Origin of the sequence: Plesiomonas sp. ZOR0011, assembly GCF_000800945.1 — a bacterium.
Taxonomy (GTDB): domain Bacteria; phylum Pseudomonadota; class Gammaproteobacteria; order Enterobacterales; family CAMTGL01; genus Plesiomonas; species Plesiomonas shigelloides.
Genome location: NZ_JRKB01000035.1, coordinates 109,730 through 123,464, shown reverse-complemented (window position 1 = coordinate 123,464; position 13,735 = coordinate 109,730). Strand labels below are relative to the sequence as shown.

The 13,735-nt window shown below is 52.4% G+C and carries 10 protein-coding genes; 8 read left to right on the top strand and 2 right to left on the bottom strand.

Annotation, left to right across the window (positions count from 1 at the left end; all coding sequences use genetic code 11):
- Nucleotides 1-17 precede the first annotated feature (17 nt).
- A complete protein-coding gene (hdeA, locus tag L975_RS06800) occupies nt 18-437 on the top strand; it encodes an acid-activated periplasmic chaperone HdeA (protein ID WP_010864037.1) in 420 nt (139 codons plus the stop codon).
- Between the two features lie 196 nt (nt 438-633).
- Here the strand turns inward: hdeA and gyrA are convergent, their stop codons facing one another.
- Entirely contained in the window at nt 634-3,261 is a 2,628-nt protein-coding gene (gene gyrA / locus L975_RS06795; RefSeq protein WP_047707848.1) for a DNA topoisomerase (ATP-hydrolyzing) subunit A, read from the bottom strand.
- A gap of 262 nt (nt 3,262-3,523) precedes the next feature.
- On the opposite strand from gyrA, the gene ubiG reads away from it, so the two are divergent.
- From ubiG to yfaE, 5 genes are all read left to right on the top strand, one after another.
- On the top strand, nt 3,524-4,237 hold the full coding sequence (gene ubiG / locus L975_RS06790; RefSeq protein ID WP_047707845.1) for a bifunctional 2-polyprenyl-6-hydroxyphenol methylase/3-demethylubiquinol 3-O-methyltransferase UbiG: 714 nt from the start codon (nt 3,524-3,526) through the stop codon (nt 4,235-4,237).
- Nucleotides 4,237-4,899, top strand: a complete 663-nt coding sequence (gene gph, locus L975_RS06785) for a phosphoglycolate phosphatase (protein WP_047707843.1) — start codon at nt 4,237-4,239, stop codon at nt 4,897-4,899. The genes ubiG and gph overlap by 1 nt, the downstream gene beginning before the upstream one ends.
- Before the next feature lie 507 nt (nt 4,900-5,406).
- Complete coding sequence (gene nrdA / locus L975_RS06780) at nt 5,407-7,692, top strand: class 1a ribonucleoside-diphosphate reductase subunit alpha (RefSeq protein ID WP_047707841.1); 2,286 nt, start codon at nt 5,407-5,409, stop codon at nt 7,690-7,692.
- Nucleotides 7,693-7,760: 68 nt separating this feature from the next.
- Nucleotides 7,761-8,891 carry a class Ia ribonucleoside-diphosphate reductase subunit beta gene (gene nrdB / locus L975_RS06775; protein WP_010864042.1) on the top strand — a complete coding sequence of 377 codons (1,131 nt, stop codon included), beginning with the start codon at nt 7,761-7,763 and terminating at the stop codon, nt 8,889-8,891.
- Between the two features lie 4 nt (nt 8,892-8,895).
- Nucleotides 8,896-9,288, top strand: coding sequence for a class I ribonucleotide reductase maintenance protein YfaE (gene yfaE / locus L975_RS06770; protein ID WP_072033026.1), 393 nt, complete (start codon nt 8,896-8,898; stop codon nt 9,286-9,288).
- Nucleotides 9,289-9,347: 59 nt separating this feature from the next.
- On the opposite strand, the gene L975_RS06765 is transcribed toward yfaE, so the two are convergent.
- Nucleotides 9,348-10,610, bottom strand: coding sequence for a CinA family nicotinamide mononucleotide deamidase-related protein (locus tag L975_RS06765; RefSeq protein ID WP_047707839.1), 1,263 nt, complete (start codon nt 10,608-10,610; stop codon nt 9,348-9,350).
- A 459-nt stretch (nt 10,611-11,069) separates the two neighbouring features.
- Here L975_RS06765 and tyrP (L975_RS06760) point away from each other — a divergent pair, with 459 nt between their 5' ends.
- Nucleotides 11,070-12,281, top strand: a complete 1,212-nt coding sequence (gene tyrP, locus L975_RS06760) for a tyrosine transporter TyrP (RefSeq protein ID WP_039045657.1) — start codon at nt 11,070-11,072, stop codon at nt 12,279-12,281.
- Nucleotides 12,282-12,315: 34 nt separating this feature from the next.
- Nucleotides 12,316-13,527, top strand: a complete 1,212-nt coding sequence (tyrP, locus tag L975_RS06755) for a tyrosine transporter TyrP (RefSeq protein WP_047707837.1) — start codon at nt 12,316-12,318, stop codon at nt 13,525-13,527.
- Nucleotides 13,528-13,735: the final 208 nt, after the last annotated feature.

The window sequence follows — 13,735 nt, the reverse complement described above, 5'->3', positions numbered from 1 at the left end:
TGCTTTGAGGATACAATATGAAACGTACTGTGTTATTCACCCTGCTGGCTCTGACTCTTTCCGCCGGTGCATCTGCGTCTGATACCTTGTCTGATGCGGCCAGCAGCGCCGCCGGCACGGTGGAAAATGCGGCCAACTCTGTGGCTGATGCAGCTAAATCCATGAAAGCGAAACTGTCGCCATCAATGCCTGCTAAACCTATCGCCGAATGGACCTGTGCAGAATTTTTAGCTGTCGATGAATCGTTCCGTCCGAGCGCGGTGTATTTTGCCGAGGGCTTTAATCAAAAAGATAAGCCCGAAGGGGCGATGATTGATATCGCTGGGGTAGAAAAAGCCATTCCCTTCCTGATTGAAGATTGCAGCAAAAATCCGCAAGAAAAATTGCTGAAACAAGCCGAGAAAACCCGCGCCGCGCACGCTGCCGCTGGCCATTAACGATCCCAGCATGCTATGCCTCAACACCGAAAAGTGAAAACTGCAAATCCAGAAAAGCAAAAGGCATCCGTAAAGGATGCCTTTTTTCACTCGAAACACTTCTTAACTCGACGCTGTTTTTAACTCAAAACAGTGAGGAACGACGAGGGTACTGGGCGAGCGGCAACAGGTTACCGCCCCCCATTACGAGTATTGATTACTCTTCGCCTGGCTCGTCTTGTGCAGACTCGCTAGCAGCTTGCTCGTCGCCCTGTTCTGACAGTTCAACACCCTCTTCGGTGCTCTCCTCGTCATCATCGGCATCCAAGATACGCTGCAAACCAACCACTTGCTCTTCTTCGCTGGTGCGAATCAAGGTCACGCCTTGGGTGTTACGACCCACCACGCTCACTTCTTTCACACGTGTGCGAACCAGCGTACCGGCATTGGTGATAATCATGATCTGATCATTTTCCTCAACCTGCACTGCGCCCACAACCAGACCATTACGCTCGCTGACCTTGATGGAGATAACCCCTTGGGTCGCACGGGACTTGGTCGGGTACTCAGCAGACGCTGTACGCTTACCGTAACCGTTGGCGGTGACAGTCAGGATCTCACCATCGCCTTTTGGCACGATCAGAGAAACGACTTTGTCTTGCTCGCTCAGCTTGATGCCGCGCACACCGGTCGCGGTACGGCCCATTGGGCGCACTTGATCTTCGGCGAAACGCACCACTTTACCTTCAGCGGAGAACAGCATCACTTCGTCATTACCGTGAGTCAGATCCACACCAATCAGGGTGTCGTCATCATTCAGGTTAACGGCGATGATACCGGCGCTACGCGGACGGCTAAAGTCAGTCAGTGGCGTCTTCTTCACGGTACCGTTGGCGGTAGCCATGAAGATGTACTGATCATCCGCATACTCACGAACCGGCAGGATCGCGGTAATACGCTCGTTTTCTTCCAGCGGCAGCAAGTTCACAATCGGACGACCACGGGCACCTCGGCTGGCCAATGGCAGCTGATATACCTTCAGCCAGTACAAGCGACCACGAGACGAGAAGCACAAAATGGTGTCGTGGGTGTTAGCCACCAGCAGACGTTCAATGAAGTCTTCTTCCTTCATCTTAGTCGCGGACTTGCCTTTACCACCACGGCGCTGCGCTTCGTACTCAGTCAGCGGCTGATACTTCACATAACCTTCGTGCGACAGTGTAACCACCACATCTTCCTGATTGATCAGGTCTTCGATGTTGATGTCAGCACTGTTGGCAGTGATTTCAGTACGGCGCTGATCGCCAAACTGCGCGCGAATGCTGGTCAGCTCTTCGCAGATCACTTCCATCAGACGCTCTGGGCTTTGCAGGATATGCAACAGCTCAGCGATTTGTGCCAGCAGCTCTTTGTACTCGTCCAGCAGCTTCTCGTGCTCCAGACCTGTCAGCTTGTGCAGACGCAAATCCAAAATAGCCTGCGCTTGTTGCTCAGTCAGGAAGTACTGGTTTTCACGGATACCAAACTCAGCCTCCAGCCAGTCAGGACGGGCAGCATCAACACCAGCCGCTTCCAACATGACGGACACATGGCCCAGATCCCAACCACGCGCGACCAAACCGGCTTTCGCTTCAGATGGTGTCGGTGCACGGCGGATCAGCTCGATGATTTCATCGATGTTCGCCAATGCTACTGCCAGACCTTCCAAGATATGAGCACGATCACGGGCTTTACGCAGTTCATACACGGTACGACGTGTCACCACTTCACGGCGGTGCAGCACGAACGCTTCCAGCATGTCTTTGAGGTTCAGCAGCTTCGGTTGGCCTTGGCTCAAGGCTACCATGTTGATACCAAACGTAGTTTGCAGCTGGGTTTGTGAGTACAGATTGTTCAGTACCACTTCACCGACCGCATCACGTTTGATCTCAATCACAATGCGCATGCCGTCTTTGTCAGACTCATCACGCAGGGCGCTGATCCCTTCAACTTTCTTGTCTTTTACCAGCTCGGCGATCTTTTCGATCAGGCGCGCTTTGTTCACCTGATACGGGATCTCGTGCACGATGATGGATTCGCGGCCGTTTTTCTCGTCCACTTCCACTTCAGCGCGAGCGCGCAGGTACACTTTACCGCGACCGGTACGATAAGCATCTTCAATCCCACGACGGCCATTGATGATTGCTGCCGTCGGGAAATCCGGACCCGGAATATGGGTCATCAGCTCATCAATGGTGATCTCTGGGTTTTCGATGTAGGCCAAACAGCCGTCGATCACTTCGCCCAAATTGTGCGGTGGGATGTTGGTTGCCATACCTACGGCGATACCAGAGGAGCCGTTTACCAGCAGGTTCGGGATCTTGGTCGGCAATACAGCCGGGATCTGCTCGCTGCCGTCGTAGTTAGGCACATAATCAACGGTTTCTTTGTCCAGATCGGCCAGCAGTTCGTGGGCGATCTTGGCCATGCGCACTTCGGTGTAACGCATCGCTGCGGCGGAGTCGCCGTCGATGGAACCGAAGTTCCCCTGTCCGTCGACCAGCATATAACGCAGTGAGAAAGGCTGCGCCATACGTACGATGGTGTCGTAAACCGCGCTATCACCGTGTGGGTGATATTTACCGATTACGTCACCGACCACACGGGCCGATTTCTTATATGGTTTGTTCCAGTCATTACCGAGTACGCTCATGGCGTACAAGACACGGCGGTGAACCGGCTTAAGGCCGTCACGCACATCTGGTAAGGCGCGTCCGACAATCACGGACATTGCATAGTCCAGATAGGAGCTTTTCAGCTCTTCTTCGATATTGACCGGCGTGATTTCTTTGGCTAGGTCGCTCATGGCGCCACATTCCCTCAGCTAATTGTCGTCTGACCGGATGAAAAAGGTGTAAGACTATACCATAAAAGCAAAGTTTACGCCCAGCGTATCAAAAACAAGACGCCGAACCGGATCGCACAACGCATTTTCAGCGCCGATAAAAAAATCCTATCCAACCGTCAACACAACCTGCAACGAACGAAGGTCAGCAAAGATACAGCTTGTCGTCTGAATTAGGTATAATCAGCGCAATTATTGTCGTATGAATGGATGCTGTGTAGCCATGCAAAAAACGCTGAACGTCGATCATCAGGAAATTGCTAAATTTGAAGCGGTTGCCTCAACCTGGTGGGATCTGGAAGGGGAATTCAAACCCTTACACCGTATTAATCCGTTGCGCCTTGAGTACATTCTCGACCGCGCCGGTGGTGTATTTGGCAAGCAAGTGCTGGATGTCGGCTGTGGCGGCGGTATTTTGTCGGAAAGTTTGGCCCGCGAAGGCGCTAACGTCACCGGTTTAGACATGGGCAGTGAGCCGCTGCAAGTGGCACGTCTGCATGCACTAGAAAGTGGCGTGCAAGTCAACTATCTGCAGCAAACCGTGGAAGAGCATGCCGAGGCGCACAGCGGCCAGTATGATGTGGTCACCTGCATGGAAATGCTGGAGCATGTGCCCGATCCAGAATCTATCATTCAAGCCTGTGCGCGCTTGGTCAAACCCGGCGGCCATGTCTTTTTCTCGACCTTAAACCGGAACCCGAAATCCTTCTTGCTGGCGATTGTCGGCGCAGAATATCTGCTGCGCATGGTGCCAAAAGGTACGCATGACTTTAATAAGTTCATTCGCCCGTCTGAACTGCTGGGTTGGATTGATAATACCGGCCTGCGCGAACAAGACCTGATGGGGATCACCTTCAACCCGCTGCTGAATCAGTTCTCGTTACGCCCAGATATCGATGTGAACTATATGGTACACACCATTCGCGAGGATCTGTGATGCATTGGGATGCGGTACTCTTTGATCTCGACGGCACCTTATTAGATACCGCCGCGGACATGGCGGCCGCAGCCAATCATGTCTTGCAACACTATGGCTATAGCCCGCTGAACGCAGCGCAAATTCAAGCCAATACCAGCCAAGGCGTGCACGGATTGCTGCACGCTGGCTTTGCTGGGTCATTGCCCGATGATATGACGGTATTGCGCGCGCGCTTTCTGGCGTACTACCACGCCAATGTCTGCCGTGATACCCGCTTATATCCTGGCGTCACGGCGCTGTTACAGCAGATCGCGCAAAGTGGTTGCCCGTGGGGAATTGTCACCAATAAGCCTACGGCACTGACGCAAGCGCTGCTGCCTTTCTTCCCTGTATTGGCGCAGCCTGCCGTATTAGTGTGCGCAGATACCTTAGCGCAGCGTAAACCGCACCCCGCCCCGATGCATCATGCCTGCGCGCAGTTAGGGTTATCGGAATCACGCACTCTATATCTGGGTGATGCCCGTACCGATATTCAAGCGGCGCAAGCCGCTGGTATGCCGAGTGCCGTAGCAGGATGGGGTTACATCAGCCCAGATATTGATACCCGCGATTGGGGCGCCGATGGCGTTTTTGCTTCCGTTACCGAGTTTATGCACTGGTTGGCAACGCATCGCGTCTAACAAAACCAACACCTTATAACAAACCGATAAAATTTGATCTGGCTCATGTTTCGCCCGTTTGCATAATTCCTGTGCGAACAGCACCAGATCAAAAAATTTTTTCTCTGTTGCTTTTTTCACCGGCAAAAATGCTTGCATTTTCGAGAGGCGCAATAGGTGTATTGCACGCAAGTTAGTAAACACTAACATTACCTCTTTCCACACTGGGTTATCCACAACTCAGAGGCATTTTGTGCACTTGCATCTGCGGCCATACCTCACTATCTTGTTATCCATTCCAAGCGAACACCCAATATGTTGTGGCACATGTCAGACTCACACACTACAGTGTAATGAGCGATGACGAGTGCCATTTATCCATATTTGCCTGTCCGGCACCCTGTTTCCAACGCCCTGATGGTTAACGGTTCGATGGTAAACAGGCGCGCTGCTCTGACGCAGGACGCGCAGACAGACGTTGGTGTTCGACTATTACCTTTTCTACTACATTGGCTGAACTGAAGAACTATGAATCAATCTCTGCTGGTAACGAAACGCGACGGACGTAAAGAGCGCATCGATCTGGATAAAATCCACCGGGTCATCACATGGGCTGCGGAAGGTCTTCACAATGTGTCAGTATCGCAGGTTGAATTACGTTCCCACATTCAGTTTTATGACGGGATCCGCACCTCTGATATTCACGAAACCATTATCAAGGCCGCCGCTGACCTGATCTCCCGTGAATCACCGGATTATCAGTATCTGGCCGCTCGCTTAGCCATTTTCCACCTGCGCAAAAAGGCCTATGGCCAGTTTGAGCCACCAAAGCTGCTGGATCATGTGCGCAAAATGGTTGAGCTCGGCAAATACGATGCTCATCTGCTGCAAGACTATAGTGAAGAAGAATTTGCGCAGATGGACGAGTTCCTCGATCACTGGCGTGATATGAACTTCTCCTACGCGGCCGTGAAGCAGCTGGAAGGCAAATATCTGGTTCAAAATCGCGTGACCGGTGAGATCTACGAAAGCGCCCAGTTCCTGTACATTCTGGTGGCTGCCTGCCTGTTTGCCGGTTATCCGCGCGAGACACGTTTAGATTACGTGCGCCGTTTTTATGATGCGATTTCGACTTTCAAGATTTCGCTGCCAACCCCGATTATGTCGGGTGTGCGTACCCCTACTCGTCAGTTCAGCTCTTGTGTACTGATCGAATGTGGTGACAGCTTAGATTCCATCAACGCCACCTCCAGTGCGATTGTGAAATACGTCTCTCAGCGCGCCGGTATCGGCATCAACGCCGGTCGTATCCGTGCGCTGGGTAGCGAAATCCGTGGCGGCGAAGCGTTCCACACCGGCTGTATTCCGTTCTACAAGCATTTCCAGACGGCGGTGAAGTCCTGCTCACAAGGCGGCGTGCGCGGTGGTGCGGCTACGCTGTTCTATCCGCTGTGGCATCTGGAAGTCGAAGATCTGCTGGTGCTGAAAAACAACCGCGGCGTGGAAGAAAACCGCGTGCGTCATATGGATTACGGCGTGCAGATCAACAAACTGATGTATCAGCGCCTGATCAAAGGCGAGAATATCACGCTGTTCAGCCCATCCGATGTACCGGGTCTGTACGATGCGTTTTTCATGGATCAGGCCAAGTTTGAAGAGCTGTACGTTAAGTACGAGCAAGATCCGTCTATCCGTAAAAAAACGATCAAAGCGCTGGAGCTGTTCTCGCTGATGATGCAAGAGCGCGCTTCAACGGGCCGTATCTACATTCAGAACGTGGATCACTGCAACACTCACAGCCCGTTTGACCCAATGGTAGCGCCGGTGCGCCAGTCAAACCTGTGCTTGGAAATCGCGCTGCCAACGCGTCCACTGGATGAAGTGAACGATGCCAACGGTGAGATTGCGCTCTGCACCCTGTCGGCCTTCAACTTAGGTGCAATCGAGCACTTAGATGAGTTGGAAGAGCTGGCTGAACTGGCCATCCGCGCACTGGATTCCCTGCTCGATTATCAGGATTACCCAATCCCCGCCGCGCAGCGTGGCGCAATGGGACGTCGTACTCTGGGGATTGGTGTGATCAACTTTGCCTACTATCTGGCGAAGCACGGTGTGCGTTACTCCGATGGCAGCGCCAACAACCTGACGCACCGTACGTTTGAAGCGATGCAGTATTATCTGCTGAAAGCCTCTAACAAGCTGGCACAAGAGCAAGGTGCTTGCCCGTGGTTCAATGAAACCACCTATGCGCAGGGTATTTTGCCAATTGATACCTATAAAAAGGATCTGGATCAGCTGACCCAAGAGCCGCTGCATTACGATTGGGAAACTCTGCGTCGTGATATTCAGCAGCACGGTCTGCGTAACTCAACCGTTTCGGCACTGATGCCATCAGAAACCTCATCCCAGATCTCTAATGCCACCAACGGTATTGAGCCACCGCGCGGCCATATCAGCGTGAAAGCGTCGAAAGATGGGATCCTCAAGCAGGTGGTACCGGAATACGAACAACTGAAAGATGCCTACGAGCTGCTGTGGGATATTCCGAATAACGACGGTTACCTGCATATCGTGGGGATCATCCAGAAGTTTATCGATCAGTCGATTTCGGCCAATACCAACTACGATCCGGCGCGCTTCCCAGGCCAGAAGGTGCCAATGAAGCAATTGCTCAAAGATCTGCTGACTGCCTATAAATACGGTGTCAAAACCCTGTATTATCAGAACACCCGTGACGGTGCCGACGATTTACAGGATGATCTGTCCGTAGCCGCCGCTGATGATGGCTGCGAAAGCGGCGCCTGCAAGATTTAATTGCGCTCTCTGCCGCCGGTGCGAGTAATAAGCATCGGCGGTTGTTTCCGTACAAAGGTATTTTTCTCATGGCTTACACCACTTTCAGTCAACACAAAAACAATCAGCTGCTGGAACCGATGTTTTTCGGTCAGCCGGTTAACGTGGCCCGCTACGATCAGCAAAAGCACGAGATTTTCGAGCGTCTGATTGAAAAGCAGCTGTCGTTCTTCTGGCGTCCAGAAGAAGTGGATGTGTCCCGTGACCGCATCGATTATCAGGCTCTGCCCGATCACGAAAAACATATCTTCATCAGCAACCTGAAATATCAGACGCTGCTGGACTCCATTCAAGGCCGTAGCCCGAACGTGGCACTGTTGCCGCTGGTTTCTATCCCTGAGCTGGAAACCTGGATCGAGACATGGTCATTCTCTGAGACCATTCACTCTCGCTCCTACACCCATATCATCCGTAATATCGTGAATGACCCGTCAGTGGTGTTCGACGATATCGTGGTTAACGAAGAGATTTTGAAGCGCGCCACCGATATTTCATCGTTCTACGATAAGCTGATCCACGACAGCAACCTGTACCATTTGCTGGGTGAAGGTACCCACACCATTAATGGCGTGACCCATACCGTCAGCCTGCGCGCGCTGAAAAAGACCCTGTATTTGTGCCTGATGAGCGTGAACGCGCTGGAAGCGATCCGCTTCTATGTCAGCTTTGCCTGCTCGTTTGCGTTCGCTGAGCGCGAGCTGATGGAAGGTAATGCCAAGATCATTAAGATGATTGCCCGCGATGAAGCACTGCACCTGACCGGTACCCAGCACATCATTAACCTGATGCGCAGTGGCCGTGATGATCCTGAGATGGCGGAGATTGCTGCAGAATGTGAAGCGGAGTGCTTTAACCTGTTCTTGGAAGCCGCGGAGCAAGAAAAACGTTGGGCCGAGTACCTGTTCAAAGACGGCTCGATGATTGGCCTGAACAAAGACATCCTGTGCCAGTACGTTGAGTACATCACCAACATTCGTATGCAAGCGGTTGGTTTGATCATGCCATTCCCAGCGCGTTCAAACCCGATCCCATGGATCAACAGCTGGTTAGTATCCGACAACGTGCAAGTAGCGCCACAAGAAGTGGAAGTTAGCTCGTACTTAGTTGGTCAGATTGACTCCGAAGTCAGCGATGAAGACTTAGGTGGCTTCGAGCTGTGATCGCATGCTGAAACTGCACATTGTCCTGCGCCCACGGGCGCAGGACTCTCACCCATCGGAACGCTCAGCAAACCAGTCTGCACATCCGGCAGGTCATGCCCTCTTCTCGATCCCGCATCAAGGTAATATGACCTTGCTAGAAACCTTGGCATTGCACCGTCAGCCGGTGGAATCGCAGTGCCGCGCAGGGTTTTGCGGCGCATGTCGAACTCGGTTATATCAAGGCCAAGTGCGCTATCTCACAACGCCACTGGCGTTCATCGGCGAAGATGAAATTCTGCCATGCTGCTGCGTACCACAAACCGACCTTCACATCGGCCTTTACGCGGATGCCGAGAGCACCGCAGACAGCGAACTGCCAGCCACTGAGCTCAACACATTATCCGTGCACGGTTAGAGCCGTTCATCGCCAGATTTGTGTACAGTGAGTCACGCCTAGCATCCAGACGTTTGATGTTAAGCCTGAACATCCCCTTTGGGGATTGTCAGCACTTCTTGCGGCTCAATCCATTCATAGGTGCCGAAAATTTCGCGCGCTTCCAAATAGCGACGCAGCATATCCAGCAACAAGGTAGTCACCACGACACGCTGCTCTGACGCATGACGCACCCGCAGCCGGACGCGCTGTCCGTACTCGTTGCGTTTATCGGCCAGTGCGACCGCCACTTCGATATGGTTATCCACCACCAAAATGCGTGAGGTTGCTAGCCCGACATCCGCGCCAGTGCGTTCACGGCACGCTTCGGCCATCGCAATCGCATGCCCCAGCAGTTTCTGGTTATCCGGCAGACGCTGATCGGTTTGCCCAATCACCCAGCCCTGCCGTAAAGCCAGTGCCGTGCGTTTATCATCTTGCAACGTGGCAGCGACCACGCCACCAGTAAAGGTTTCTGACAGCGATAGGGTGATTTTGCTTAAAGCGAGGAAATCCCCTAACTGCTCGGGTAACGAGCCTTCACCAGAAAAAACAATGTTGTCATCCAGAATGTCGGAAATTTGGTTCATCAAACGCAGCATATGGTTATGCCGCGTGGCGGGACCGGAGACTTTGATTTCGATAAACGGCATCGCCGAGCGATAACCAAGCATCACATCGGGCGGAACATCCAAGTGTTGCAGGCGATCGGCGATCCCACTTTCACTGAGGCCAAATGAGGTGACACGCAGGCAAATCGGCGCAGGCGGCAGATTAAAGCGTTGCTGAATAATCGGCAGAATTTGCTGCTCGACCATCACTTTAAATTCTTGCGGGACACCGGGAGTAAAGAACATGACGCATTGCGGCAACGTCAGCATAAAGCCACAGGCCGTGCCCACCGGATTATCCACCAACAGCGCATGTTGCGGTAACAATGCCTGCTTGCGGTTGGAATCAGGCATCGGACGGCCCGATTTTTCGTAGCGTTGACGCAAACGCTCCAGCCAAGGGTGATTGAGCACCAAGGGTTGATTAAAGGCACGTGCTGCCGCTTCAGCACTGAGATCGTCGCACGTCGGCCCTAAACCGCCGTTGACAATCACAATATCGGCTTCATGGCTACGCGCTAAAAAACAACTTACCAGCGCATTGATATCATCACCCACTGTACTGCGGTAAGCCAAAGGCAAACCGGCTTGGTACAGCGTTTGCGCCAGCCACGCCGCGTTACTGTCTATAATTTCGCCGTGCAACACTTCGTTGCCGGTACTGATCATTTCAACTCTCAACGGCGTGCTCATGCTTTGCTCGCTTCCCTTAGACTAGGCATCCTGACATGTTTCAGCCCATTTTTGTCAGAGTTCTATCTTAACCGCCTAATAAAAAACAAAAAATTCACTTTAGTTCTGTTAACTCGGCTAAATAATAGCGTATTTATCTAACTAAGCATGGCTTTATGGCTTTTCATTAGCAATAGCCAAATTTGTATTGTTTTATTTACACTGAAATTTTTTACTGCGCGAAAATTTTCCTCAAATCCTGCCTAAAAACACCAACATGTAAACATATAATTACACTGCAAACCGGATTTGACAGCGGCGCGCTTCTTATTTAATCTGCAGAACATTAGTTTGCCATTAATCCAGACAGGCAGATTAAATTTAGCCTTTTAATGTTAAATAGCAGTTAAAACACATATACAAAAACATTTTGTCTGTTTTTTAACCTACCGTTCAATTGACATCCATACGGAGTTGCCAGTGAAAAGCCGGGTTTTAGGTAGCGTTCTTATTGTCGCAGGGATTACGATTGGGGCTGGCATGCTGGCCATGCCGTTAGCTTCCGCCGGGATCGGCTTTATCCCTACTCTGTTTATGATGTTCGCTCTGTGGGCATTGATGTGCTATAGCGCCTTGATGTTGGTGGAAGTGCATTTGTCAGCGCCGGACATTCCTGCGCTGAGTGTGTTAGCCGAGCGTTATCTGGGTAAGCCAGGGCGCTGGTTAATCAGTTTCAGCATGTTGTTTTTAATGTATGCCCTGACCGCAGCCTATGTGACTGGCGGTGGTGGCCAGTTGATGCACAACTTAGAGCGCTGGTTTGGCCTGCAATTAACACCGGTGCAAGGTGCGCTGCTGTTTACGCTACTGTTAGGTGGCGCGGTGTGTATCAGCACCCGTTTGGTCGACTCGTTTAACCGCATCTTGTTCAGCATCAAATTGGTGGCGCTGGCGCTGGTACTGCTGCTGCTGATCCCGCACGTAGAAGGCCAAAACCTGACGGCGATGCCGGTACAAAATCTGCTTCTGCTGTCTGCTTTGCCGGTCTTTTTCACCTCGTTCGGTTTTCATATCTGCACCACTACCTTGGTGCGCTACTTAGACGGTGATGCTGCGAAACTGCGGTTTGTATTTATTACTGGTAGCGCCATTCCGCTGGTGATTTATATTCTGTGGCAACTGGCTACACACGGCGCCATCAGCCAAGAAGCGTTCACCCACATCCTTGAGGTTAATCCGACGCTGAGCGGTTTGATGCAAACCGTCGACTCGGTGGTGCAAAACCGCAGTGTGGATATGGCAGTGCGCATTTTTGCCGATATGGCACTGGCGACCTCATTCCTTGGCGTGTCACTAGCACTGTTTGATTTTCTGGCTGATGCCACGCGCCGCAACAACCGCCCTTCCGGTCGGATGCAAACTGGTTTACTGACCTTTATTCCACCGGTGCTGTTTGCCCTGTTTTATCCGCAAGGCTTCATTATGGCGCTGGGTTACGCGGCAATTCCGCTGGCCATTCTGGCGCTGCTGCTGCCGGCTGCGATGGTTTGGAAAGCGCGTCGCGCGGGCAACAGTACCTACCGTGTGATGGGGGGAACCGCCGGTCTGATTTTAGTCGCTACGCTGGGTGTCTTTGTGATTGTGGTACAGCTTGCTACCGCCAGCGGATGGCTACCGGCAGTCGCCGGTTAAATATGAAAACGAGAATAACTAACGGAGTTTTACAGTGAAAAGTCGCTTGTTGGGCAGCATTTTGATTGTTGCCGGAACAACCATCGGCGCCGGTATGTTGGCTATGCCGCTGGCGTCCGCGGGGATTGGATTTGGTGCCACCTTTATTATGATGGTGGCCCTGTGGGCATTGATGTGTTACAGCGCGTTAATGTTGCTGGAAGTGCATCAATATTCCGCAGCCAATGCCGGTCTGGGATCGCTGGCGGAGCAGTGCTTTGGCGCTGCTGGTCGCTGGATTGCCAGTGGCAGCATGGCCTTTCTGATGTATGCGTTGATTGCGGCTTATATCACCGGTGGCGGCGGTCAGCTGTCACACAACCTGCAGCGTTGGGCGAGCCTTGAGATCAGCCCACTACAAGGTACTTTGCTGTTTACGCTACTGCTCGGTGGCGCAGTCTGCATCAGCACACGCGCAGTCGATGCGCTGAACCGCGTGCTGTTCTCGATTAAAGTGCTGGCGCTGATCCTGATGCTGGCGCTGATGCTGCCACATGTGGAAGGCCCAAATCTGCTGGCTATGCCCCTGCAACAAGGGCTGGTGCTCTCCGCTATTCCGGTGATTTTCACCTCGTTTGGTTTCCACGGTAGCATTCCGAGTCTGGTGCGTTACTTAGATGGTGATACACGCAAACTGCGTGTGGTGCTGATTATCGGCAGTGCGATCCCGCTGTTTGCCTATATTCTGTGGCAACTGGCGACTCACGGCTCCATCAGCCAATCTGCGATGGGCAGCATTTTGGCGGAGAATCCAAACCTGACCGGTCTGATGCAAGCCGTCGATCGGGTGGTGGCGAATCCGAAAGTGGATGTCGCGGTACGCGTTTTTGCCGATATGGCGCTGGCGACCTCATTCTTGGGCGTGACGCTGGGGATGTTTGATTTTCTGGCCGATGCGTTCCGCCGTACTGATTCCGTCGGTGGCCGTTTACAAACGGGGGTTCTGACCTTTACTCCGCCACTGATTTTTGCCCTGTTCTATCCACAAGGCTTTGTCATGGCGCTGGGTTATGCGGCAATTGCACTGGCGGTACTGGCACTGTTGTTACCAGCGGCGATGGCGTGGAAGACTCGTAGTCAGCATGCGCATGGTTACCGTGTGGTAGGTGGCGTTGCGGGTCTGGTGGTGGTGTTTACTACCGGTATCGTGATTATCGCCGTTCAGCTGGCATCTACCTTCGGTTGGTTGCCTCCGGTCGCGGGCTAATTCAGCGGATAGCGTGAACTCGCATCACGCGGTATTGTTACATTGTGCCCTAGAGGCTATCTCTATAAGCACTGAATCCGGTCATCGGCGCCATGCTGCATAATATTGCATAGTGGTCGATGGCCGGATTTGCTTTTGCTGTGCGGCATCTCATCCCTCTCTTATCGTGCGCTTTGGTCTTTCCCTATTCTTTGCAAGCAACATGCCG